Source organism: Aeromonas sp. sif2433, from assembly GCF_019218705.1.
Taxonomy (GTDB): domain Bacteria; phylum Pseudomonadota; class Gammaproteobacteria; order Enterobacterales; family Aeromonadaceae; genus Aeromonas; species Aeromonas encheleia.
In genome coordinates this window covers 41,137-64,876 of sequence record NZ_JAHUXD010000002.1, presented here as the reverse complement: position 1 = coordinate 64,876, position 23,740 = coordinate 41,137, and the positions used below count along the sequence as shown (strand labels likewise).

Here is a 23,740-nt window from a genome sequence, read left to right as displayed (position 1 = left end):
TGCCAATGCCAATAAGGCTAGTGACCCCTCACCCTAGCCCCCAAGGGGTTACCGCGGACGATTAGGCTGCGCTAATCGACCCTACTGGTTCCGAGGCTGACGGGAGGCACCCGTCGAGGACGGCGTCCTCGCCTCTTGCCGCAGGCGCGGGATACCGGGCTGGTATCCGCCAGAATTGCTACCGCCCCTGGCTGTCGCTACCACAGTGCGTTGCTGACCATCAGCGGGGGAGAAGGGGGCCAACAGGCACAGCCCATCTTACGGAGCCATCTCGGTCTTCTCCATGCAATTGATGAGTCAATCGCCAGAATCGGTTGGTTTCTTGCGCTGCTTCAAAGTTCGGTGGCACACCGGGCGCTGGGCAGGCGGCGAGGGGAGGCGATTCCCCCCAACTGACCGCCGGTGTATCGGTCCGCCACAGGAAGACGGCAGGGAGAAAGAGGGGCTGCCGACGTTATCTGTCCGGTGCGATAGAGAGTCGCAAGATGGTGCGCGGGCAGCGCGGATCGGGGTGGGCCGCTCAGGGAGGCCTCTCCCGTGGGGGCAAACCCTGAAGGGGCCGGCATTTTGCCGGACCGGACTCCTGTCTGCGTCGACGGGGCTTGATAGTCAACCACCGGGTTGGCTATGGTGTCCGGGTTTGACATGCAAGCTGGGAGATGTGCGTGGACAAGATATTGCAGGCCCTGTCGGAGCGGGTCACAGAGGCGCGGGATCTGGAGAGCCTGACCCGCCCCCTGCTGGAGATGCTGGAGGCGGTGACCGGGCTGGAGTCGACCTATCTCACCGAGATCGATCTGGTGCAGGGCAAGCAGATCATTCGCTATGCCAACAATGCCAGTAATGCCAACGACGTGGCCGGATTGCAGATCCCGGAGGGGATCACGGTGGACTGGAGCGATACCCTGTGCCGGCGGGCGATCGATGAGGGGCGCATCTATACCGACAACGTCGCCGAGTGCTGGGGGGATTCCCAGGCGGCCAGTGCGCTCGGCATCCACACCTATCTGAGCAGCCCGGTGCGCACCTCCTCGGGCTCACTCTACGGCACCCTGTGCGCCGCCAGCGCCGAGCACAAACCCTTGGTGGCGGGCTCCGAGCAGCTCATCGCCTTCTTCGCCCGGCTGATCGCCGAGCATGTGGAGCGGGAGCAGTTGCTGCAGCAGTTGCAGCGGGCCAACCAGGAGCTGTCGCGCCAGGCGCTCAGCGACCCCCTGACCGGCCTGCCGAACCGGCGGGCGTTGATGCACGAGCTCAATCGGCTGTTCTCCCTGTCGGAGCGGGCCGGGCACCCCGTGCTCATCGCCTTCATCGATCTCGATGGCTTCAAGGTCATCAACGACACCCACGGCCACGAGGTGGGGGATCTGCTGCTGGTCACCCTGGCGCGGCAACTGTCGGCGGCCCTGCGCGGCGGCGATCTGCTGGCGCGGGTCGGGGGCGACGAGTTCGTCGCCGTGGGCATGGGGCCTCACCAGGGCGATGAGTCGATAGAGGTGGCGGTGCAGCGTTTCCAGCGCCGGCTGTTCGAGCAGAGCGTGCTCCAGCTGCCGCTCCCGTCCCGGGTGCTGCATTACCCCGGTGCCAGCGTGGGGGTGGTGGCCATAGATCCGGCCCACACCAGCATCGACGATGCCCTGCGTCAGGCCGATGCGCGCATGTATACGGTCAAGCGCCAGCGCCGCACGCTGGGGTGAGGGTCGCCTTGCGCCTGGGACCCTGGCCGTTGGGATCTCGGGCGCCGCTGGTTTGATTTCGCGCATTGTTGCCCCCGCACCCGCGATGCTAGGATGCTTCTCCCCCCACACAGGCATCCTCTACCATGGCAAACCGCGTTATCAGCCGTTACCGCGCCCTGACGGCGAAAGTGGCCGATCTCTTTGCGGAACTCTCGGAGTTTCAGCAGCGCATCTGGGTGGTCAGCATCATGCACGACGCCTACACAGATACCTTTATCGTCAATGAAGGCAGCTTCGAGGAGCCCATGCAGTGGATGGTGCGCAAGGGCTACGACGGGGCCATGCTGCAACGGGTGAACAAGATGCAGCGCTCCCAGGCGATCCAGCTCGAGTTCGGCGGCATCAGCCATCGCCTGATGCGGGTCAAGTAGTCCCTCTCCCTCTCGATGGTGCCCGACCGCCTGGCGGTCTTTTCTCCCATCCCCCGATAAAAAAGAGGTCCGCTTGGGCCTCTTTTTGTTGCGAGTTCGGGCTAGCGCACCGGAAGGTACTTGGCCTGCAACTGCTGGAAGTCGCTGCTGGCCAGCACCTGGGCCAGGCCGCGCTGAAACTCCCTGACAAGCGTATCGTCGATTGGATGGCTGAAGGCGAAGCAGAACTGCTCCGAGCTCAACACCCAGCGCACCTCGAAGTCGGCGGGATCCAGCTGCTGGGCGCCGATCAGCTCCAGCAAGGTGGTCTTGTTGCTGGAGATGAGATCGACCCGGCCCGAGGTGAGCATCTTGAGCGCCTGGGGGAGGCGGTTGGCGGTCATGATCTTCTGCTCGTCGAAGCCGCTGTTGAGCAGCAGCTGCTCCCCGACGTCGGTACGCACGGCGCCGATATGGTACTGCTGGGCCTCCGCCAGCGCCCCGAGCCGGATATCGCGGTTGGCCAGCCCCATCAGCACTATCTCCGCATAACCGATGGGGCAGGCCCATTTGAACAGGGGATCCCGTGCCTCGGTGCGGGCGGTGGAGAAGAGCACCACGTTGGGCTTCTGGGTCAGCAGGTAGTAGCCCCGCGCCCAGGGCAGGATGCCGATCGGCTGCGCCGGGGTGTCGGTCTGTTGCCACACCCGTTGCAGCAGCTCGACGGCGAGGCCGGTGGGCTCACCGGATGGGCCTGTGAAGTTGTAGGGTTTGTACTCTTCGGTGAGATAGTGCAGCTTGCCGAGTGCGGGGCTGGCCTGGGCCGTCCAGCCGAGCAGGCCACCTAAGCCAACCGAGAGGGCGGCAGAGAGCGCGACGGCGCGCGCGGCAACTGGCATCCATGTTCTCATCCCGGCCCTCCTGCTACGTGTGGTTCGCTTCAAGTGTCGCCGAGTCGCGGGGTTTCGCCAGCCGCAGCCGGGGCAGCCGACCCCGAGCACCGTTGGCCGGTTTATCCCGGCCGGGAGCCTAGGCGGGGCGCCTTCTCCTGCCTCGTCAGGGGTTCCCGCCGTTCACCAGGCCGAGCGGGTGCGGCCTATGGGGTTGAATGCCTCGTCACGCAATCCCACCAGCAGAGTCTTGCCATCGGTCTGCAGCCGGAACTCGCCGTAGCGGGCCGCCTCGTACTGGGCGCCGCTGCCCTCCTCGAAGAAGAAGGCATCCGGCCCTATCCACCACTGGTTGTGCTGCCGGCGGACCTGCAACAGGCGCTGATCCCGGGTGGGGGCCTCGGGGTTGCCATCGGCCACCCAGTGCGCCACCTGATGCTCATCGAGCCGGATCACCAGGATGTCGGTCGCCGGGGTGGCGTCTGGCGTCAGGCTCCCCAGCTGGCGAGCGAGCTCGTAGTTGAGGCGCATGTAGTCCCCCTGCATCAGGGAGCGGGGATCGACCGGTGCCAGCCGGAGCAGTACCACCTCGCCGCTGCGCATGGCGTGCTCGTAGCGCCAGACGGTGAGGTTGATGCCCGCCAGGATGGCGAGGCCGGTCAGCAGGAGGGCGAGTCGTCTCATGAGGGGATCTCCTTGCCGAGGATTTTCAGCAACTGGCGGGCGCCGAGCAGCAGGGCGCCCGAGCCCAGCAGCAGCCAGGATTTGGTCATCAGGGTCAGCCCCAGATCGTAGTAATAGAGGGAGCCGAAGCCGAGCAGCAGCAGGCCCGCCAGCGTCATCAGCCCCAGGCTGCCGGCATAGAAGCCGAGCACCAGCACCAGGGCACCGGCCCCCATGCCGGGAATGAGGGCGCTGATCAGCACCAGCGGCAGGCCATACAGCAGCGGCAGCTTCAGCCGGACCAGGACCCCGAGCAGCAGGGCGGCGCAGAGCAGGGGATTGAGCCAGAGTGGCAGGCGGGAGTGGCCGAGCTCGTCGAGCATGCTGGCGCCCCCGTCCCACAGCGGATGATGCAGCCGGCCCAGCACCAGCAGGGAGAGCGCCAGCCCCAGGGTGAGGGACTCATAGAGCTGGTGACGGCTGGGTTGGCGTTCGGCCAGCAGCCAGCAGGCGGTGAGCGCCCCCATCACCAGCGGCAGGGCCAGCAGCTGCAGGCCGAGGCAGGCCAGCCCCAGCGTGAGCAGGATGGCGGCGGCGAAGCTGTGAAACAGCCGGATCAACCAGTGCTCGAACAGGGCGGCGATCCCTAGGGAGAGGGCGCAGAGGCCGAGCCAGAGGATGGCCGAGTGCAGATCGACCCGATCGATGAGGCCATAGAGCAGCCAGGCATCGGCGGCCAGCGCCAGTGCCAGCACGAACTGATCCCAGAGATCGCTGCGGCTGGCCTTGCGGTTGAGCCCGAGGGCGGCGGCCATCAGGATGGCACCCATGGCGAGGGCATGGTTGGCCTCCCGGATGACACCCTCGAAGGCCATAAACAGGAAGAACAGCAGGAAGAGCGCGGCCAGCCAGCCCACTATGCCGAGCAGGAAGCGGCTCGACCAGTGGGGTTGCTCATCGAGGGGCGCCTCACCCTCGACCAGACTGGCGGCCTGCAGCCGCTGCCAGGGAGTCAGCTCAGACATGGGACCTCCGTTGTTGTTGCAGCCAGCGGCTGGCCATGACAGAGAGGCCGATGGCGATCAGGCTCAGCAGCAGGAAGCCGTTCACATCGGGCTCCATCCACTTGCCAAGTGCCGCCAGGATGACGGCGATGAGGCTGAGGCAACCCATGGCGAGCCCGGCGATGAAACGACCGTGCCAGCGCGCATAGGCCGCGACTAACCAGCCGAGCCAGAGCGGCCAGACCCAGGGGGAGGCGGCCTCGAACAGCGACAGCAGCGCCAGCAGGGTGACGCCGAGCCCGGCGGCCAGGCCCGGCAGCCAGGAGGGCATCAGCCTGAAGCGGGCGGGCACCAGCAGGAGTGCGCCCCAGAGGGCGGCGTTGAACAGGGTGAGGCTCCAGCCGAGCGCCTCCTCATCGAAGGCGAAGAAGAAGTCGAACAGACCGAGCCGCCAGTAGAGCACCAGCGCCAGCTGGCCGAGCAGCCAGCAGAGGGTCCAGAGCAGGGGGCTCCGGCCGATGGCGGCCAGCGGCATCAGCAGCAGGGTCCAGGTGGCAAACAGCTGCCAGGGATCGGCACCGGTCTGGTAGGTCTGGCCCACCAGGGCCAGCAGGGCGCCGATGTTGAGCGCCACGGCCAGCAGCAGGGCCTGGCGCGGGGTGTCCGCCAGCGGCTTGCGCCACAGCAGCACCAGCATGGCGAGCAGGGGCAGCTCCAGCAGGGCGAGGCGGGACAAGCGGCCCAGCTCCTGCCAGTTGAAGGCGACGAAGAACACCAGCCCGGCGCCGAGGCAGAGGCTGCCGAGCCAGAGCAGCAGGCGATCGAACAGCCACTGCCAGCGCGCGCTGGCGGGGGGCAGCTCCAGCAGGGCCAGGGCCGCCGGCAGGTTGGCCGGGGCGAGGCGGCCGCGTCTGACCCAGTCGAGTAGCGTCTGTCTTGAGGTGGGGTGCATGGCAAGGCTCCTGAAAGCCGGTCGAAACCGGGGTTTGACGCATTATGGCACGGCGCCACGGCCCGGGGCAGGCCCCGCCTGGGCGGGTGCGACAGGGGCCTGCCGTCACGGGGGCACAAAAAAAGCCCCGACCTGAGGAGGGGGCTCGATGATGCCAGGGGGGCTGGCTATGTCTTGGCGGCGTGCAGGCGTTCTGGGTCAGTGCTCACGCCGACCCCGGCGCCTTGGGCCGACGCCGGTCAGACGAACAGCAGGGTGCTGATCCCCAGCCCCACGAAGAGGATGGCGCAGGCGATGCGGATCCCCTTGAGCGGCAGCTTGTCGGCGCCGAGCTTGCCGAGCAGCACCACGGGCACGTTCGCCAGCATCATGCCGAGGGTGGTGCCGGCGATGACCTGGGTCAGGGAGTCGTACTTGGCCGCCAGCAGTACAGTGGCTATCTGGGTCTTGTCACCGATCTCGGCGATGAAGAACAGCACGAAGGTGGCCATGAAGGGGCCGTACTTGTCGAGGGAACTCTCCTCGTCGTCCATCTTGTCCGGCACCAGGATCCAGACCGCCATGGCGATGAAGGCTGCCGCTACCAGGTAGGTCATGATCTTGGGATCCAGCCAGTTGCTGATGAACCCGCCTATCCAGGCCGCGCCCGCATGGTTGAGCAGGGTAGCCACCAGCATGCCGGCGATGATGGGCCAGGGTTTGCGAAAACGACAGATGAGCAGTAACGCCAGCAGCTGGGTCTTGTCGCCGATTTCGGCGATGGCCACGCTGAGGGTTGAGGTTAACAAGGCTTCCATAAAAATAACCGGGGGACGGAATTGTTATAAACCAGAGACAAGCCTGCGCCATCCGTCCCCGGTATTGGCACTGGCCCGTCAAAGGTCTTGTCAAATCCGGCATTGCCCGGATCATCCTGACCATGGTGAGTTGGCACCAAGTATGTTGATCAGGATCGCGCGCGGCATTTGGGGCGCCGCGGCGAGACTACTCCCCCTCGATGGGAGCGGGCATTCTAGGGAAAAAGCGCAGGGGAAACAAGGGGGGATTAACCACCCACCAGCTTGACGCCGAAGCCGGCCTTCTCCAGCTCGGCCTTGATAAGCTCCCGCTTGTCACCCTGGATCTCGATGATGCCATCCTTCAGCCCGCCGCCGGTGCCGCACTTCTTCTTGAGCAGGGTGGCGATGGTTTTTTGCTGGTCGGCGGGCACCCCATGGATGGTGATGACGCCGGCGCCCTTGCGCCCCTTGGTCTCGCGTCTGATGCGCACGGTGCCGTCGATGGGGAAGGGGGAGGCGCTCTGGACCGAGGCCGGTTCCTTGATCATGCCGCCGTCCGTGCTGTAGACCAGGCGGCTGTTGTTGTCTGGAGTCATGGCATTTCTTGTCTGGGTTAGCTGAGCAAAGTTTGATTTTACGCAAATTGTGGTTGAAGACCCAGCTTATAATGCCGCATCAAAAGAGAATCATTGTTATTTAACTTCAGGGGTCAGTCATGGTACTCACGCAGTTGTCGCCGGGGCAGAGTGCTCGCATCAAGAACATGAACCATCTTGGCCGCGCCTTGCGCCGCAAGCTGATGGTGATGGGCCTGCTGCCCCAGACGGAAGTCATCTACCTGCGGGCGGCGCCGCTGGGTGACCCGCTGCAGATCCAGTGCCAGGGCATCTGTCTCTCCATGCAGAAGAGCCTTGCGCAGCAGATCGAGGTCGAACCGGTATGAGCCACTTGCAACAGAAGAAGAGCCTGATTCAACTCATCGAGGTCGAGCCGGTATGAGCTACTCCCTGGTAACCGTCGGTAATCCCAACAGCGGCAAGACCTCCCTGTTCAACGCCCTGACCGGCTCCCGCCAGCAGGTGGGCAACTGGAGCGGGGTCACGGTCGACAAGAAGATGGGCGAGTTCTCCGCCGCCGGTCATGACTATCAGCTGATGGACTTGCCCGGCATCTATGCCCTGGCCAACCAGGAGGCGAGCCTGGACGAGCAGATCGCCAGCCGCTTCGTGCAGGGCCAGCAACCGGATCTGCTGCTCAACGTCATCGATGCCGCCAATCTGGAACGCTCCCTCTACCTCACCCTGCAGCTGCGTGAGCTGGGCCTGCCCATGGTGGTGGTGCTCAACAAGATGGATCTGCTGCAAAAGCGCCGGGTCACCATAGACGAGACGCTGCTCAGCCAGGCGCTCGGCTGCCCCGTGGTGTCGCTGTCGGCCCACAATCGCCAGCAGGTGGCGGCCTTCAAGGCGCAGATCCACCAGTTCATCGGTCAGGCGCAACCCGCCCTGGTGCTCGATTATGGCCAGCCGCTGGAGCATGACATCGCCGAGCTGGAGAGCCTGCTCGCCCCCCATCACCTCGCCTCGCGCGGTCGCGCCCTGCGCCTGCTGGAGGAAGATGACATCATGCAGGAGACCCTGCTGCCGGGCCAGCAGGCCGCGGCCAGCAACCTGGTCAAGCGGGCCCATCATACCCAGGACATCGACCTGCAGCTGGCGGATCTGCGCTACGGCCACATCCATCACTGGAGCCAGCAGGCCTGCCAGCAGAAGGGCCGGCTCACCATAGCCCAGAGCGAGCGGCTGGATCGGGTGCTGCTGAACCGCTGGGCCGGTATCCCCTTCTTCCTGCTGGTGATGTACCTGATGTTCATGTTCGCCATCAAGGTGGGCAGCGCCTTCATCGACTTCTTCGACATCATGGGGGGCGCCCTGTTCGTGGACGGGGTGCACCACCTGCTGGGGCTGATCGCGGCCCCCGACTGGCTGGGGGCCGTGCTGGCGGACGGCATAGGCGCCGGCCTGCAGACGGTGGCCACCTTCATCCCGGTGGTGGGCTGCCTGTTCCTGTTCCTGGCAGTACTGGAGAGCTCCGGCTACCTGGCCCGCGCCGCCTTCGTGGTGGATGCCCTGATGCGTCGCCTCGGCCTGCCCGGCAAGGCCTTCGTGCCCATGCTGATGGGCTTTGGCTGCACCGTGCCGGCGGTGATGGCCACCCGCACCCTCAACTCGGAGCGGGAGCGGCTGATGACCACGACCATGGCGCCGTTCATGTCCTGCGGCGCCCGTCTGCCGGTCTATGCCCTGTTCGCGGTGGCCTTCTTCCCGGCATCCGGCCAGAACCTGGTGTTCGGTCTCTACCTCATCGGCATCCTGGTGGCGGTGCTCACCGGCTTGCTGCTGCGCAGCACCCTGCTGCCGGGCAAGAGCGACTCCCTGGTGATGGAGATGCCGGATTACGAGTGGCCCCGTCCGGTGGACGTGGGGATCCGCACCTGGCAGAAGCTCAAGGCGTTCATCTTCGGGGCGGGCAAGACCATAGTGCTGATGGTGGCGGTGCTGAGCGTGCTCAATTCCCTGGGGACAGACGGCAGCTTCGGCAACCAGGATCAGGAGCGCTCGGTGCTGAGCAAGCTCAGCCAGGCGGTGACCCCGGTGCTGCACCCCATAGGCGTGCGGGAAGAGAACTGGCAGGCCACGGTCGGCATCCTGACCGGCATCTTCGCCAAGGAGGCCGTGGTCGCGACCCTCAACAGCCTCTATGCCGGCGGCGGCGATGACGAGGAGGCGGCGGAATACTCCCTGCTGGGCAGCCTGCAGGAGGCGCTCGCCACCATCCCCGCCAACCTGGCGGACATAGACCCGACCGATCCCATGGGGCTCAAGGTCGGGGAGCTGGAGGATCAGCAGGCCGCCGCGCAGGCGCAGGAGGTCGACACCTCCACCTACGGCAACATGCAGACCCACTTCGACGGTGCGGCCGGTGCCTTCGCCTACCTGCTGTTCGTGCTGCTCTACATGCCCTGCGCCGCCGCCATGGGCGCCCTGGTGCGGGAGACCGGCCGCCAGTGGGCCCTGTTCACCGCCGCCTGGTGCAACTACATGGCCTTCCTGTGCGCCACCGTCTTCTACCAGGCGGCCACCTTCGCCGCCCACCCCGAACAGAGCCTGCTGTGGATCGCCAGCTACGGCCTCTCCCTGCTGCTGCTGTGGTGGTTCGGTCGGCGCCACGGTGACATAGTCGCCCGCAAGGTGGTGGCCCTGTGATGGATTATCGACGGGAGGTGCGACCATGATATTGCGAGAGTTGGGAGACTACCTGGCCACCCAGAAGAGGGTGAGCCGACGGGAGCTGGCTCGCCACTTCCACACCTCGGAAGATGCGGTGGAGGCCATGCTCGGGGTCTGGATGCGCAAGGGGCGTGTCACCAAGCAGGAGAGCCAGCAGTGTGGCGGCAGTTGCTGCGGCAAGAGCCTGGAGGTGATGTTCGAGTGGTGTGAACCCGGCCGGATCGGCCTGATCCAGCGGTGTTGATCCCCGAACATCTGCGCGCTTCATCAGTAAAAAAGGACCCGCCGATGGCGGGTCCTTTTTGTTTTCGTGCCGTGCCCGGAGGGTGGCCCGGGCTCACAGCGCGGCCAGCATCTCCTGGGTGACCAGCACTATGCCCTGCTCGGAGCGGTGGAAGCGGCGGGCATCTTCGCAGGCGTTTTCACCCACCACCAGCCCATCCGGCAGCTTGCAACCCTTGTCGATCACCACCCGGCGCAGCCGGCAACCGGCCCCTATCTCGACCCCGGGGAAGATCACCGCCTGATCCAGGGTGCAGAAGGAGTCGACCCGCACGTTGGTGAACAACACCGAGCTCACGATGAAGGAACCGCTGACGATGGTGCCGCCGGAGAACAGGGAGTTGATGGTCATGCCGTGCTGGCCGTTCTGATCCTGCACGAACTTGGCGGGGGGCGTCATCTTCTGGCTGGTCCAGATGGGCCACTCCTGATCGTAGATATCGAGCTCCGGGGTCACCGAGGCGAGATCCATGTTCGCCTCCCAGAAGGAGTCCACCGTGCCCACATCGCGCCAGTAGGGGCGTTGTTGCGGGTCGCCACCGACGCAGGAGAGGCCGAACGGGTGGGCATAGGCGGTGCCCTCCTTGACCACCCGCGGGATCACGTCCATGCCAAAATCGTGGTGGGAGTCGTCGTTGGCGAGATCCTCTTCCAGCAATTGGTAGAGATACTCGGCCTCGAAGATGTAGACCCCCATGGAGGCCAGCGCGGTGTCGGCCTTGCCGGGCATGGCGGGTGGGTCGGCGGGTTTCTCGACGAAGGCGTGGATCTTGCGATCCTCATCCACCGCCATCACGCCGAAGGCGCTCGCCTCCTGGCGGGGCACCTCGATGCAGGCCACCGTCACCCTGGCACCCAGGTTGACGTGATCGAGCAGCATGGCGGCGTAGTCCATCTTGTAGATGTGATCCCCCGCCAGCACCACCACGTATTTGGGGCCGTGATCGCGAATGATGTCCAGGTTCTGATAGACCGCATCGGCGGTGCCGCGATACCAGTTGACCTCATCCACCCGCTGCTGGGCGGGGAGCAGGTCGATGAACTCGTTCATCTGGTAGCGCAGGAAGGACCAGCCCGATTGCAGGTGACGCAGCAGGCTGTGGGACTTGTACTGGGTGACCACGCCGACCCGGCGGATGCCGGAGTTGATGCAGTTGGAGAGCACGAAATCGATGATGCGGAACTTGCCGCCGAAGTGCACCGCCGGTTTCGCCCTGTTGTCGGTCAACTGCTTGAGGCGACTGCCCCGCCCTCCTGCGAGAACCAGGGCCATGGTCTCGTTCAGCAGCTGTCTGGATTTTGCTGTATTGGCAGGTTGTAACAACATCGAGTACCCCTTTGTTGATATATCCCCTTGATTGTGCCTCCTTTGAAGCCTACGCGAAAGGGCTTTCATGCGAGCTCGGGATTCAAATTGATTTTTTTGTCATTTATGTGAGCGAGCGACACTGCCGAGAGGGGGATTGCGCGCCCAGTGGGCGTATGGAGAGTAAAGGGGCGTGCGCAGAGGTGGGGCGTCAGCGACGCCGTTGTTGAACACATAGCCGTCATGGCGGCTATGTGTTCACGGGGGAGGGGCAGTTCCTGACTAGAACAGCTCGTCCTTGTCATCCTTGGTGGGCTCCAGGCTCCAGCCGCTGGCATCCGCACTGTTGGCGAGAGAGCCCTTCTCCTGCCACAGCTTGATCTTGAGGCGCAAGTTGTTGGCCGAGTCGGCGTTCTTCACCGCCTCCTCCTCGTCGATCACCCCCTCGACCACCAGATCGAACAGGGTGCTGTCGAAGGTGACCATGCCGAGCGCCCTGGATTTCTCCATGATCTCCTTGAGGCTGCCAAACTCGCCACGCTTGATGAGGTCGCGGATGGTGTGGGTGCCGAGCATGACCTCCACCGCCGCCCGCCGGCCGCCATCCGTGGTCTTCACCAGCCGCTGGGAGACGAAGGCCTTGAGGTTGTTGCCCAGATCGTTGAGCAGCTGGGGGCGGCGCTCCTCCGGGAAGAAGTTGATGATGCGATCCAGCGCCTGGTTGGCGTTGTTGGCGTGCAGGGTGGAGATGGCGAGGTGCCCGGTCTCGGAGAAGGCCAGCGCATGCTCCATGGTCTCGCGGTCGCGGATCTCGCCGATCAGGATCACATCCGGTGCCTGGCGCAGGGTGTTCTTCAGCGCGGCGTGGAAGCTGCGGGTATCCACCCCCACCTCCCGCTGGTTGATGATGCTCTTGCGGTGGCGATGGACGAACTCCACCGGATCCTCGATGGTGATGATGTGGCCGCTGTGGTTGCGGTTGCGATGGTCGATCAGCGCCGCCAGCGAGGTGGACTTGCCGGAGCCGGTGCCGCCGACGAACAGCACCAGGCCGCGTTTCTCCATGATGGTGTCGAGCAGCACAGGGGGCAGCTTGAGATCCTCGAAGCGCGGGATCTCGGTCTTGATGTTGCGCGCCACCAGGGAGACCTCGTTGCGCTGCTTGAAGATGTTGATCCGAAAGCGCCCTATCTGGGGCAGGGAGATGGCGAGATTCATCTCCAGCTCCTTCTCGAACTGCTGCTTCTGCTCCGAGTCCATGAGATCGGCGGCGATCCTGGCCACCTCACCCGGCTCCAGGCTGGTCTCGCTCAGGGGGCGCAGGGCGCCGTTGAACTTGGCGCAGGGAGGCGCACCGGTGGAGAGGTAGAGGTCTGAGCCATCCTGGCTGGCCAGCGTCTGTAGCATGTCTCGCAATTCCATGTTTTGCCTCGTCGCTCAAAGGGATGCGGTGGTTATCGATGTGGTTGAGTGTATAGCGTCAGGCACCGGTGAGTTTCTCGCGAAACACAAAAAACACCGCCCCCAGGATGCAGAGCCCGGCCCAGAGGTAGTCCCACTTCAGGTCCTCTTTCAGATAGAAGATGGAGAAGGGGACGAAGACCGTCAGGGTGATCACCTCCTGCAGTATCTTGAGCTGGCCGACCGTCAGCACAGTGTGGCCGATGCGGTTGGCGGGCACCTGCAACAGGTACTCGAACAGCGCGATGCCCCAGCTCACCAGGGCGGCGATGATCCAGGGTTTGTGATTCATGCTCTTGAGATGGGCATACCAGGCGAAGGTCATGAAGACGTTGCTGCAGATCAGCAGGCCTATGCTGGTGATGATTGGGTTCATTAGGTTCTCCTTTAAAATCAATCGCATTTTATCTCTTCTTTGCGGGTTTCCATAAGTGGGGCCAAGGGGTATTTTTAGCTCACAAGGATGGCACAACAAAGGTTGGACAGGGATGGGCAAGGCAAGCTGGGGAGTGCTTGGTCTGCTGTTTAGTTGCCTGGCGCAGGGAGCGCCGACGCTGACGGTGGCGACCGACGTCTGGCCGCCGTTTCGCATGCTCGGCCAGGATGGGGAATTTCAGGGCCTGGATATCGATATCCTGCGCCAGTTGCAGGCCCGCAGCGGCATCCGGCTGGAGATCAAGCGGGTGCCCTGGGGACGGGCCCTCAAGCAGATGCAGAGCGGTCAGGCCGACTTGATGATAGGGCTGGCCCATACCCGGGAGCGGGCCGCCTTCATCGACTACCTGCAACCGGCCTACTACCAGTGTCGCCCGGCGTTCTACGGCAAGGCCGCGGCGGTCTCCGCCCTGCACCGCTACGACGATCTGCAGGGGCAGGAGGTGGGCTATGTACTCAACTCGGCCTATTTCGCCGCCTTCGACGGTGACGAGCGGCTCGACAAGCACGGGGTGCCGACCGAGGATCAGCTGCTGCGCATGGTGGCGCGCGGCCACCTGCCGCTGATGATAGGCACCGACTGCCAGGTGGACTACGCCCTGCGCCAGCACAACGAGGCCGGCCTCATCAAGGCGGCCTATCGCCCGCCGCACCCTGTGATGCTCTATCTGGGGATGAGCAAGCACTCACCCCATCAACCCCTCAGGCAGCCGCTGGCGCTGGCGCTGCAGCAGATGATCGCCAGCGGCGAGATAGAGGCGCTGGCACGGGCTTACCATCCTTGACCTCGGGTGGCAACTCGCTGTTATCATGCACCTTTCGCGCCTGCTCCCGACTCGGAGCCGGCCCTTGTCTCACTCCGGGGATCCCCTGTGTATCTCGCTCTCGTCCATCGCCAGCAGCGCTGGCAGCGCCGCTGGCTGCTCGTCCTGTCGCTGCTCGTCCTGTCGCTGTTCCTGCTCTCCCTCGCCTGGGGGGAATTCCTGCTGCTGCCCTGGCACCCTCTGGGTGAGCTGGAGCAGCGCATCCTGCTGGAGTTGCGCCTGCCGCGGGCCCTGTTGGCCCTGCTGGCGGGGGCGGCGCTCGCCTGTGGCGGCGCCGTGCTGCAGGTGATGCTGCACAATCCGGTGGCCGAGCCCGGCCTGCTCGGCGTGTCGAGCGGGGCCGGACTCGCGGCCATGGTGGCGATGGCAGTGGCGAAATCCCTCGGCGTCTACCTGCCAGGCTGGGGGCTGTCGCTGGCCGCCTTCGGCGGCGCCCTGCTGGTGACCATGCTGCTGATCCGCCTCGCGCGGCGGGCCAGGCTCGGCCACACCAAATTACTGTTGTTCGGGGTCGCCATCGGCATCCTCACCAACGCCGCCATGACCTGGCTGATGTACTTCGCCGACGATGGCTCCCTGCGCGAGTTCATGTTCTGGATGATGGGCAGCCTCTCCTATGGCAGCCAGCAGCTGGCCTGGTGGTGGCTGGTGCTGCCGCTGACCCTCGGCTGGCTCTGCTGGCAGGGGCGGGCCCTGCAACAGCTGCTGCTGGGGGAGGCCCAGGCGCGGCTGATGGGGCTGGATGTGGACAGGGTGCGGGTGCGACTGGTGCTGGCGGTCTGCCTGCTCACCGGCCTCGCGGTCTCTTTGTGCGGCGTCATCGGCTTCGTCGGCCTGGTGGTGCCCCATCTGCTGCGGCTGTGCGGCGGCAGCGATCAGCGCTTCCTGCTGCCCGCCTCGGCGCTGGGGGGCGGCGCCCTGCTGCTCGGCGCCGATCTGCTGGCCCGCTCCGTGCTGAGCGCCGGCGAGCTGCCCATCGGCGTCATCACCGCCTCGGTCGGGGCCCCGCTCTTTATCTATCTGCTACTGAGGCAAGATGCCGATGCCTGATCTGGCTGGATCCCCCCTGCTCGAGGCACGAGGCCTCAGCATTCCCGCGCGCCTGGCGCCGCTCGATCTCGACTGGCAGGGCGGCCAGCTGGTGGCCCTGCTCGGCCCCAACGGCAGCGGCAAGTCGACCCTGCTCGGCGCCCTGGCCGGCATACTGCCCGCCGAGGGCAGGGTGCGGCTCGGCGGGGAGGCGATCGCCGACCTGAGCTGGCCAGAGCTGGCCAGGCGCCGCGCCATGCTGCCCCAGCGCCAGCCCCAGCTGTTCCACATCCCGGTGTTCCAGGTGCTGAGCCTGGGGCTGGATGAAGGCACTGAGCCCGAGGTGCGCAACCGGGCGGTGGTGAGCCTGTGCGAGGCGCTCGAACTGGAGGCGCTGCTGGCACGGGACTTCAGCCGCCTCTCCGGCGGCGAGCAGCAGCGGGTGCTGATCGCCCGCACCCTGCTGCAGCTGTGGCCCAGCCTCAACCCGGACGGGCGGGTGCTGCTGCTGGACGAGCCGCTGGCAGGGCTGGATCTGCATCATCAGCTGGCGCTGCTGCGCCTGCTCAAGAGCCTGGCCCGGCAGGGCTTGCTGGTGGTGCTCGCCATCCACGACATCAACCTGGCCATCGACTGGGCGGATCGCATCCTCTGTTTGCAGCAGGGGCGGCTGGTGAGCGAGGGGGGGATCGCGCTTATCGACGAGGCCCTGCTGGAGCGGGTGTTCCAGATAAGGACGGATCGCATCGAGGCCGGTGGCCGGGTCTGGTTTATGCCGAGCCTGTGAGGGGTGGCTTGGCGTAGGTTGGTGCTGAGCCCAACGTTGATTAACAGCGAAGCCCAACGTTGGTCGACAGCGAAGTCCAATGTATCTGGGTTCGCCGGGCAAAACAGGTACGAGTGGTGGGTTACGCCGCTGCGCGGCTAACCCACCCTACGACAATGACGACAGCAGCTTCACGCCGCAGCGAGAGCTTGCGGTGAGGTGAGCCGGAAAAGAGAAAGGGCCAGGCATCTATGATGCCTGGCCCTTTCGTATTGAGCCGCTTGCTTAGCTTGAATGCTTGCTCAGCCGCACCTGCGCCGCCTGGGCCAGCATGGCCAGCAGGGTCTCGGTGTCGGTCCACGCAAGATAGACAGGCATCGGTGATGCGCTGGCTGAAGGGTGATGACGCAGCCGTTACCGCAGGTTTGCTTTGTTCAACCGTACCTGCGCCGCCTCGGCCAGCATGGCCAGCAGGGTTTCTGTGTCTTCCCACGACAGGCAGGCATCGGTGATGCTCTGGCCGAAGGTAGCGGCGCAGCCATTCTCCACGTCCTGACGCCCTTCCACCAGGAAGCTCTCGGCCATGATGCCGGCGATGCCGGTGCGGCCACGGCGCAGCTGATCGCAGATGTCCTGCGCCACCAGCAGCTGGCGGCGGTGATCCTTCATGCTGTTGCCGTGGCTGAAGTCCACCACCAGCCGCTCGGGCAGGCCGACATCGGCCAGGGCCTCGCAGGCCTCGTCGACGCTGGCGGTGTCGTAGTTCGGCCTGTGGCCGCCACGCAGGATCACGTGGCCATAGGGGTTGCCGGCGGTGCGGTAGATGGTCATCTTGCCGTCCTTGTCCGGGGAATAGAAGATGTGGCTGTGGCGGGCGGCGCGCACCGCATCGATGGCGATGCGGGTGTTGCCGTCGGTGCCGTTCTTGAAGCCGACCGGGCAGGAGAGGGCGGAGGCCATCTCGCGGTGCACCTGGGATTCGGTGGTGCGTGCGCCAATGGCGCCCCAGGTGATGAGGTCGCTGATGTACTGGCCGGTCACCATGTCGAGGAATTCGGTGGCGGTGGGCATGCCCATAGCGTTGATGTCCACCAGCAGCTGGCGGGCCAGTTTCAGCCCCGAGTTGACGTCGAAGCTGCCGTCGAGGCGCGGATCGTTGATCAGCCCCTTCCAGCCGACTATGGTGCGCGGCTTCTCGAAATAGGTGCGCATGACGATGCAGAGGCTCGCCTTGTATTGCTCGCGCAGCTGGTTGAGGCGCTGGGCGTATTCGCGGGCGGCGGCCGGGTCGTGGATGGAGCAGGGGCCGACGATGACCAGCAGGCGCTGATCCTCACCGGCCAGAATGGCTTCTACATCGCGGCGGGCATCCAGCAGGTTCTGGGCAATGCGGTCGTTGATCGGGAAGGCGTGCGCGAGTTCGCTCGGAGTGATCAAAGACTCCAGACGGCGGGTGCGCAATTCATCGGTGTGAATGGACATACGACTCAATTCTCGGGTGGTGGCGTGGATAGGGATGCCAAAAATGCAAGGGGATAAAATAAAGCAAAACACGCCGGATGGAAACCTTGGCGGGCTCTGTTAGGATGTGGGCCCAAAAGCCATTTCAAATGAGGTAGTTATCGTGGCAAAGCCAGGTGCGACCGGGGTTACCCGCATCATCAATGCAACCGGTTACAGCATGAAAGGGCTCAAGTCGGCCTGGATCAACGAGGCCGCCTTCCGCCAGGAGCTGGTGCTTGTGCTGCTGTTGATGCCGCTGGCCTGCTGGCTCGGTGACTCCCTCAATCAGATCCTGCTGCTTATCGTCATCAGCTGGCTGGTGGTGATCGTCGAGGTGCTCAACTCCGCCATCGAGGCGGTGGTGGACCGCATCGGCTCCGAGCATCACGAGCTGTCGGGGCGTGCCAAGGATCTCGGCTCCGCCGCCGTCTTCATCGCCTTAGGCTTGAATGCCCTGGTGTGGGGCGCCTTGATTGGCCGCAATCTGCTCGGCTGGTGGTAGCTTGCGAAGCAAGCTTCCTCCTGACATGAAAAAAGCCCGTCATCGAGACGGGCTTTTTGTTGGCTGAGCGCAGGGGCTCAGGCCATCAATGCAGGATCCGGGCACGGATGGTGCCGTTGATCTCCTTGAGCTTGGCGAGCGCCTTCTCGCTGTGCTCGGTTTCCACATCGATCACCACGTAACCGATATGGCTGCTGGTCTGCAGGTACTGACCGGCGATGTTGATCCCCTCTTCGGCGAAGATCTGGTTGATCTGGTTCATGACGCCCGGCTGGTTGCGGTGGATGTGCAGCAGCCGGCTGGAGCCCTTGTGGCCCGGCAGTGAGACTTCCGGGAAGTTGACGGCGGAGAGGGTGGAGCCGTTGTCGGAGTACTTGACCAGCTTGTTGGCCACCTCCAGCCCGATGTTCTCCTGCGCTTCCTGGGTCGAACCGCCGATGTGCGGGGTCAGGATCACGTTGTCCAGGCCGCGCAGCGGGGTCAGGAACTCCTCGTCATTGGACTTGGGCTCGCTCGGGAAGACGTCGATGGCGGCGCCGGAGAGATGGCCGCTCTTGATGACGTCGGCCAGGGCCTCGATGTCCACCACGGTGCCGCGGGAGGCGTTGATGAAGATGGCGCCCGGTTTCATCATGCGCAGCTGCTCGGCACCGATCAGATCCTTGGTGGAGGCGGTCTCAGGCACGTGCAGACTGATGACGTCAGACATGTTGAGCAGCTCCACCATATTTGGCACCTGGATGGCGTTGCCGAGGGAGAGCTTGTTCTCGATGTCGTAGTAGTAGACCTTCATGCCGATCATCTCGGCGATGATGCCAAGCTGGGTGCCGATGTGGCCGTAGCCGATGATGCCGAGCTTCTTGCCACGGGCTTCCACCGAACGGTTGGCGAGCTTCTCCCACACGCCGCGATGGCACTTGGCATTTTTCTCCGGGATGCCGCGCAGCAGCAGCAGGATCTCTCCCAGCACCAGTTCGGCCACGGAGCGGGTGTTGGAGAAGGGGGCGTTGAACACCGGAATGCCGCGCACATGGGCGGCGTCGAGCGCGACCTGGTTGGTGCCGATGCAGAAGCAGCCGATGGCGACCAGCTTGCCGGCGGCATCCAGCACCTTCTCGGTGAGCTGGGTGCGCGAGCGCAGGCCGACGAAGTGTACGTCACGAATGCGCTCGATCAGATCCTCTTCCGACAGGGAAGTCTTGAGATATTCCACACTGGTGTAACCGGCTGCACGGAAGGTCTCTACCGTGTTGGGATGGACTCCCTCCAGCAGCAGTACCTTGATTTTGTCCTTTTCCAGCGAAAACTTGGCAGTCATGACGATCCCTCTATATGTGCAAAGAATGAGTGCGGATATGGCGTGTGAAGAAAACCGTAAAGTAGCAAAAACGTGTGGGAGAGGGAATATTTGTGACGAAAGTCAAATTCTTTGAAGTTTTCAACGTTTGTTGTAGACGGGGACGGGCAACTTGTTGAGCCATAAATAGAAACGGCGCCATCGGGCGCCGTCATCCATTCATGCTGTGATTATTGGGTCACAACCCCATCCGGGGTGCCGATCAACACAACGTCCGCGCCACGGTGGGCGAACAGACCATTGGTGACCACGCCCACTATGCCGTTGAGCTGAACTTCCAGCCCCTTGGCATCTTCGATGGCCATGCCCTTGACGTCCAGGATGATGTTGCCGTTGTCGGTGACCACCCCTTCACGCCACACAGGATTGCCGCCAAGCTTCTTGATCTCGCGGGACACGTATTCGCGGGCCATGGGGATCACTTCCACCGGCAGCGGGAAGGTGCCGAGCACCTCGACCGTCTTGGTGTTGTCGATGATGCAGATGAACTTGTCGGCCACGGCCGCCACTATCTTCTCGCGGGTCAGGGCCGCGCCGCCGCCCTTGATCATGTCGCGGCTGGCGTTGATCTCGTCGGCGCCATCCACGTAGACGCTGAGGGCATCGATGTCGTTGAGGTCATAGACGGTGATGCCGAGGCCCTTGAGGCGCTCGGTGGAGGCAACCGAGCTCGATACCGCGCCCTTGATCTCGTCCTTCATGGTCGCCAGTGCGTCGATGAAGTGATTGACGGTAGAGCCGGTGCCGACCCCGACTATGGTGCCGGGAATCACGTATTTGAGCGCAGCCCAACCGGCCGCCTTCTTCATTTCATCTTGAGTCATGATGGATCCTTATGGAAAAAGCGGGCGCATTATATCCAAGCATCCGCCCCAGAGCGACCTTGGCGCTCACGTTCCGGGCCAAAAAGCCCCAAGATGTAAATCGTTTGCCTGTTTATTGGTCATAGGGACGAGCAAATGCGGCCGACGGCGACTGAGGGCATCAGCCGGGCCGCTGTTTGGCCTCATTCGCCCGGCGCCGACCGGGCGAATGAGGAGCCGGGCGAGTCAGGAGAACTGCCAGCAGCGGGCGGGGGTGATGATCTCGGGCAGCGGCACGTCCCACTGCTCCTGCGGCACGGCATCCACCCGCTGGCAGTCGTGGGCGAGGCCGAGGGGCTTGGGGCCGAGCCGGTGCTCGTGCCAGCAGGCGAGGGTGCGATCGTAATAACCCCCCCCCATGCCGAGCCGGTTGCCCCCGGCATCGAAGGCCACCAGCGGGGTACAAATAAGGTCGAGCGTGCTGTGGGGCACCACCTGGAGCATGTCGAGCTCGGGCTCGGCGATGCCGTAGCGGTTGTGGGTCATGGGGCTGGTGGGGGTATAGCGCTGGAACAGCAGGTGACCCGGGGTGAAGGGGTGCAGCACCGGCAGGAACACCTCTTTTTGCTGGGCCCAGAGCCAGTGAATGGTCGGCAGGGGATCGAGTTCACCGTCGTTGGCCAGATAGAGCGCGATGCGTCTGGCCGCCAGGATCTCGGTATGCTGCTGGAAGCGAAGGACCAGCTGCTGGGCCGCCGCCTGTTGCTCGGCCTGGCTCAGGCTCTTTCTGCGTTGGCGGATGAGTTGACGCAGACTCTGTCGCTCATCGGGATGCGCGGGCTGATGATCTGGCATGGGGGCTCCTGTGAGGGGTTGGGCTCTGAGGCTACCTTAACAAGGGCAAAACGGGATGAAAAGCGGGAGGGGACAGGTTGGCATCTGGCCGGACACGCAGGGCGCGTGCCCGGCCAGGGGAGGTGGCTTAGGCCTGTGCCGACGGCTCGGCCGCCGCGCGCAGCTGGTGCTTGACGAACACCGCCACTATGGCGGCCAGCGCCAGCGCCATGGGGTAGAAGCTCATGCTCACCACCGAGAGCGGCGACAGTGCGAAGATGGAGCCGAGCAACAGCGCCTGGGCGCCCCAGGGGATTAAGCCCTGCACCACGCAGGAGAAGATATCCAGCATGGAGGCGGCGCGGCGCGGGGTGACGCCGTGCTGCTCGGCCAGATCCCGTGCCACCTTGCTGGCGACTATGATGGCCACAGTGTTGTTGGCGGTGCAGAGGTTGGTCAGCCCCACCACCCCGGCGATGCCGAGCTCGGCCGCCTTCTCGTTCTGCTCGCCATCGTGCGCGCGGGTGAAGCGCGCGATGAGGGCGGCGATGCGGGCGCTGATCCAGGCCAGCCCACCCTGGCGCTCCATCAGGGCGCCGAGGCCGCCGATCAGCATGGAGAGCAGGAAGATCTCCTGCATGCTGGTGAAGCCCTGATAGATATCCTTGCTGAACTGGCCGAGGGGATAACCGCTGATCATGCCGACCGCGCCAGCGGCCAGGATACCCAGCCCCAGTACCACGAACACGTTCATGCCGGCCAGCGCCAGCACCAGGATCAGCAGGTAGGGCATCACCTTGAACAAGTCAGCGCTGGCGGTGGCGGCGGGGGCCTCCCCGGTGGAGCCCAGCAGCAGGTAGAGCAGGATCACCAGCACGGCGGCGGGGGCGGCAATCTTGACGTTCTCGCGAAACTTGTCCTTCATCTCGCAGCCCTGGCTGCGGGTCGCGGCTATGGTGGTGTCGGAGATGATGGAGAGGTTATCGCCAAACATGGCGCCGGAGAGGATGGTGCCCGCCATCAGCACGGGATCGATGCCGGTCGCCTGGGCGACCCCGAGCGCCACCGGTGCCACTGCCCCTATGGTGCCCATGGAGGTGCCCATGGCGGTGGCAATAAAGGCGGAGATGAGGAATAGACCCGGCAGCAGGAACCAGCCCGGGATCAGGGAGAGGCCGAGGGCGACGGTGGCATCCACCCCGCCGGTGGCCTTGGCCACGGTGGCGAAGGCGCCCGCCAGCAGATAGATGAGGCACATGGCCATGATGTTGCTGTCACCCACCCCCTTGAAGAAGGTCTCAAGGTTGCGGTTGAAGCCTTCCTTGCCCAGCATCAGCGCCAGCATGACGGCGGGCAGGGCGGCCACGGGGGCGGGCAGTTGATAGAAGGCGAATTCGACCCCCTGCAGGGTGAGCCAGGTACCGGTACCGATGAAGAGAGCGAGAAAGACCAGGAGGGGCAGCAGGGCTCTGGCACTGGGTTGGGTCTGGATCATGTGTTCCTCTGTGGTTGAACATGACCTCCCTGTCGCAGCCAGCCCGGATAATGGGTGAGCGTGGCGGGCTTCCTGCCGCTATGGGGCGCCCACAGTAGTGAGTCGGGGCCTGTCGGTCAAGATAGACGTCCAGATGGATAACTGTTTTTGTGTTGTGATTCTGTGTTTTTAATTAAATCTGTTTGATATTCGGATTTTATTAAAAATACCGTCTATTCGTTGGCTTCATAACGACGGCCACGCCGGGCTTTTCAAAGGGTGCGCAGGCTGGTAAAACGGTCATCTTTCCATAAAAACAGATGAGAGGGTGGAGATGGACAATCCGATCCGTGTGGCCGTGATGGGCTGTAATGGTCGTATGGGCAAGGTGCTGCTGGAGGCCATCACCAACGCCGAGGGCGCCGTGGTCGGTGCGGCGCTGGAGCGGCCGGGCTCTGCCGTGATAGGGCTCGATGCCGGTGAGCTCAACGGGCTCGGCAAGCTTGGGGTGAGCATCAGCGACAGCCTGGACAAGGTGCGCGATGAGTTCGATCTCATCATCGACTTCACCCGCCCCGAGGTGACCCTGGCCAACCTGGCGTTCGCCCAGGCGCACCACAAGCAGATGGTGATCGGCACCACCGGCTTCGACGAGGCCGGCAAGGCCGCCCTGAAACAGGCCGGCAGCCAGATCGGCATCGTATTCGCCTCCAACTACTCGGTGGGTGTCAACCTGGTGTTCAAGCTGCTGGAGCAGGCCGCCAAGGTGATGGGGGACTACACCGACATCGAGATCATCGAGGGGCACCACAGGCACAAGGTGGATGCACCGTCCGGTACCGCGCTCTCCATGGGGGAGGTGGTGGCCAAGACGCTCGGACGTGACTTGAAAGAGTGCGCCGTCTATGGCCGCGAAGGGATCACCGGCGAGCGGGATCGTAACACCATCGGTTTTGCCACCATTCGCGCCGGCGATCTGGTGGGGGAGCACACCGTCATGTTCGCCGATATCGGCGAGCGGGTGGAGATCAGCCACAAGGCCTCCAGCCGTCTCACCTTCGCCAATGGCGCGGTGCGGGCGGGCAAGTGGCTCAGGAGCCAAGCCGCCGGACTCTACGACATGCAGGATGTGCTCAACCTGAAGTAAGGGGCCGGGCGCGCTACGCGCGAGATCTTGCCAAACCCCGGTGCGCCGGGGTTTTTTGTACCTTTTTGTATAAATGATGGTTACACATCAATTTTTCTTCGAATAAGCCTAAATCCCACCTTTATCAAATCCCCCTCCCGCCCTCATTGCGCAGATGTCATCAAAGGGTAACGGGATAGGGTCTCAATCTCCCCTGTACCCGCATTTTTTTACATGACGCAAAAAAGACTAAAAATTCAAAACCAGAAAAACGTTTTCTATTTTTATCTGTCAATCTTCTGCCATAAAATGGCCTTTTTAATGTCTGGTGAGTTTTTTTTGTAAATCGTAGATAGTTGTTTTGTAAGGTT

Annotated in this window: 24 protein-coding genes; 10 read left to right on the top strand and 14 right to left on the bottom strand. The window is 64.0% G+C overall.

The features are described 5' to 3' along the window. The first annotated feature begins 659 nt into the window (after window positions 1-659). Together KW825_RS03220 and KW825_RS03215 are read left to right on the top strand one after the other, a co-directional pair. Window positions 660-1,697, top strand: a complete 1,038-nt coding sequence (locus tag KW825_RS03220) for a sensor domain-containing diguanylate cyclase (protein ID WP_218328201.1) — start codon at window positions 660-662, stop codon at window positions 1,695-1,697. Window positions 1,698-1,822: 125 nt separating this feature from the next. After that, window positions 1,823-2,110 (top strand): hypothetical protein, encoded by a 288-nt coding sequence (locus tag KW825_RS03215; protein WP_042654680.1) that lies wholly within the window; start codon window positions 1,823-1,825, stop codon window positions 2,108-2,110. Window positions 2,111-2,211: 101 nt separating this feature from the next. Here KW825_RS03215 and KW825_RS03210 read toward each other — a convergent pair whose 3' ends face one another. From KW825_RS03210 to KW825_RS03185, 6 genes are all read right to left on the bottom strand, one after another. Further along, window positions 2,212-3,000: an ABC transporter substrate-binding protein gene (locus KW825_RS03210; protein WP_256353755.1), complete on the bottom strand. Its 789-nt coding sequence runs from the start codon at window positions 2,998-3,000 to the stop codon at window positions 2,212-2,214. A 162-nt stretch (window positions 3,001-3,162) separates the two neighbouring features. Further along, window positions 3,163-3,663, bottom strand: a complete 501-nt coding sequence (locus KW825_RS03205) for a GDYXXLXY domain-containing protein (RefSeq protein WP_218328200.1) — start codon at window positions 3,661-3,663, stop codon at window positions 3,163-3,165. Then, window positions 3,660-4,667 (bottom strand): DUF4401 domain-containing protein, encoded by a 1,008-nt coding sequence (locus KW825_RS03200; RefSeq protein WP_218328199.1) that lies wholly within the window; start codon window positions 4,665-4,667, stop codon window positions 3,660-3,662. Before KW825_RS03200 ends, KW825_RS03205 begins: the two co-directional genes overlap by 4 nt. Beyond that, window positions 4,660-5,598, bottom strand: a complete 939-nt coding sequence (locus KW825_RS03195) for a DUF2157 domain-containing protein (RefSeq protein ID WP_218328198.1) — start codon at window positions 5,596-5,598, stop codon at window positions 4,660-4,662. The genes KW825_RS03200 and KW825_RS03195 overlap by 8 nt, the downstream gene beginning before the upstream one ends. A gap of 239 nt (window positions 5,599-5,837) precedes the next feature. Next, on the bottom strand, window positions 5,838-6,395 hold the full coding sequence (locus KW825_RS03190) for a TMEM165/GDT1 family protein (RefSeq protein WP_042654685.1): 558 nt from the start codon (window positions 6,393-6,395) through the stop codon (window positions 5,838-5,840). Between the two features lie 248 nt (window positions 6,396-6,643). Continuing rightward, window positions 6,644-6,973 carry a translation initiation factor gene (locus KW825_RS03185; RefSeq protein WP_218291892.1) on the bottom strand — a complete coding sequence of 110 codons (330 nt, stop codon included), beginning with the start codon at window positions 6,971-6,973 and terminating at the stop codon, window positions 6,644-6,646. A gap of 119 nt (window positions 6,974-7,092) precedes the next feature. Here KW825_RS03185 and KW825_RS03180 point away from each other — a divergent pair, with 119 nt between their 5' ends. Genes KW825_RS03180 through KW825_RS03170 form a run of 3 tightly spaced genes read left to right on the top strand, consistent with a single transcriptional unit; the run spans window position 7,093 to window position 9,911 of the window. Continuing rightward, a complete protein-coding gene (locus tag KW825_RS03180) occupies window positions 7,093-7,320 on the top strand; it encodes a FeoA family protein (protein ID WP_042654687.1) in 228 nt (75 codons plus the stop codon). A gap of 52 nt (window positions 7,321-7,372) precedes the next feature. Beyond that, window positions 7,373-9,643 carry a Fe(2+) transporter permease subunit FeoB gene (gene feoB / locus KW825_RS03175; protein WP_218328197.1) on the top strand — a complete coding sequence of 757 codons (2,271 nt, stop codon included), beginning with the start codon at window positions 7,373-7,375 and terminating at the stop codon, window positions 9,641-9,643. A gap of 25 nt (window positions 9,644-9,668) precedes the next feature. Continuing rightward, window positions 9,669-9,911 (top strand): FeoC-like transcriptional regulator, encoded by a 243-nt coding sequence (locus KW825_RS03170; protein WP_042654689.1) that lies wholly within the window; start codon window positions 9,669-9,671, stop codon window positions 9,909-9,911. A 93-nt stretch (window positions 9,912-10,004) separates the two neighbouring features. Here KW825_RS03170 and glgC read toward each other — a convergent pair whose 3' ends face one another. From glgC to KW825_RS03155, 3 genes are all read right to left on the bottom strand, one after another. Continuing rightward, on the bottom strand, window positions 10,005-11,276 hold the full coding sequence (glgC, locus tag KW825_RS03165; RefSeq protein ID WP_042654690.1) for a glucose-1-phosphate adenylyltransferase: 1,272 nt from the start codon (window positions 11,274-11,276) through the stop codon (window positions 10,005-10,007). Window positions 11,277-11,537: 261 nt separating this feature from the next. Continuing rightward, the gene (gene tapW / locus KW825_RS03160) at window positions 11,538-12,677 is read right to left on the bottom strand and encodes a type IVa pilus ATPase TapW (RefSeq protein WP_042654691.1); all 1,140 of its coding nucleotides are present in this window, start codon (window positions 12,675-12,677) and stop codon (window positions 11,538-11,540) included. Window positions 12,678-12,735: 58 nt separating this feature from the next. Further along, window positions 12,736-13,092 carry a DMT family protein gene (locus tag KW825_RS03155; protein ID WP_042654692.1) on the bottom strand — a complete coding sequence of 119 codons (357 nt, stop codon included), beginning with the start codon at window positions 13,090-13,092 and terminating at the stop codon, window positions 12,736-12,738. 112 nt (window positions 13,093-13,204) lie between these two features. Between KW825_RS03155 and KW825_RS03150 the strand changes: the two genes are divergently transcribed. The 3 genes from KW825_RS03150 (at window position 13,205) to KW825_RS03140 (ending at window position 15,791) form a co-directional block, all read left to right on the top strand. Next, the gene (locus KW825_RS03150) at window positions 13,205-13,936 is read left to right on the top strand and encodes an ABC transporter substrate-binding protein (RefSeq protein WP_218291889.1); all 732 of its coding nucleotides are present in this window, start codon (window positions 13,205-13,207) and stop codon (window positions 13,934-13,936) included. 87 nt (window positions 13,937-14,023) lie between these two features. Further along, window positions 14,024-15,025: a vitamin B12 ABC transporter permease BtuC gene (gene btuC, locus KW825_RS03145; RefSeq protein ID WP_042654694.1), complete on the top strand. Its 1,002-nt coding sequence runs from the start codon at window positions 14,024-14,026 to the stop codon at window positions 15,023-15,025. After that, window positions 15,012-15,791, top strand: coding sequence for an ATP-binding cassette domain-containing protein (locus KW825_RS03140; RefSeq protein ID WP_218328196.1), 780 nt, complete (start codon window positions 15,012-15,014; stop codon window positions 15,789-15,791). Before btuC ends, KW825_RS03140 begins: the two co-directional genes overlap by 14 nt. Window positions 15,792-16,184: 393 nt before the next feature. Here KW825_RS03140 and KW825_RS03135 read toward each other — a convergent pair whose 3' ends face one another. Next, on the bottom strand, window positions 16,185-17,252 hold the full coding sequence (locus KW825_RS03135) for a 3-deoxy-7-phosphoheptulonate synthase (RefSeq protein WP_218328195.1): 1,068 nt from the start codon (window positions 17,250-17,252) through the stop codon (window positions 16,185-16,187). Between the two features lie 142 nt (window positions 17,253-17,394). On the opposite strand from KW825_RS03135, the gene KW825_RS03130 reads away from it, so the two are divergent. Beyond that, window positions 17,395-17,775, top strand: a complete 381-nt coding sequence (locus KW825_RS03130) for a diacylglycerol kinase (protein ID WP_218291886.1) — start codon at window positions 17,395-17,397, stop codon at window positions 17,773-17,775. A gap of 85 nt (window positions 17,776-17,860) precedes the next feature. Here KW825_RS03130 and serA read toward each other — a convergent pair whose 3' ends face one another. The 4 genes from serA to KW825_RS03110 all read right to left on the bottom strand — a co-directional run bounded on the left by serA (window position 17,861) and on the right by KW825_RS03110 (window position 22,264). Further along, window positions 17,861-19,093 carry a phosphoglycerate dehydrogenase gene (gene serA / locus KW825_RS03125; protein WP_042654698.1) on the bottom strand — a complete coding sequence of 411 codons (1,233 nt, stop codon included), beginning with the start codon at window positions 19,091-19,093 and terminating at the stop codon, window positions 17,861-17,863. Between the two features lie 209 nt (window positions 19,094-19,302). Then, window positions 19,303-19,956, bottom strand: a complete 654-nt coding sequence (gene rpiA / locus KW825_RS03120; protein ID WP_042654699.1) for a ribose-5-phosphate isomerase RpiA — start codon at window positions 19,954-19,956, stop codon at window positions 19,303-19,305. Between the two features lie 225 nt (window positions 19,957-20,181). Next, the gene (locus tag KW825_RS03115) at window positions 20,182-20,790 is read right to left on the bottom strand and encodes a 5-formyltetrahydrofolate cyclo-ligase (RefSeq protein ID WP_218328194.1); all 609 of its coding nucleotides are present in this window, start codon (window positions 20,788-20,790) and stop codon (window positions 20,182-20,184) included. 127 nt (window positions 20,791-20,917) lie between these two features. Next, window positions 20,918-22,264, bottom strand: a complete 1,347-nt coding sequence (locus KW825_RS03110; RefSeq protein WP_218328193.1) for a Na+/H+ antiporter NhaC family protein — start codon at window positions 22,262-22,264, stop codon at window positions 20,918-20,920. Between the two features lie 313 nt (window positions 22,265-22,577). Here KW825_RS03110 and dapB point away from each other — a divergent pair, with 313 nt between their 5' ends. Beyond that, window positions 22,578-23,390 carry a 4-hydroxy-tetrahydrodipicolinate reductase gene (gene dapB, locus KW825_RS03105; RefSeq protein ID WP_218328192.1) on the top strand — a complete coding sequence of 271 codons (813 nt, stop codon included), beginning with the start codon at window positions 22,578-22,580 and terminating at the stop codon, window positions 23,388-23,390. The last annotated feature ends 350 nt before the right edge of the window (window positions 23,391-23,740 follow it).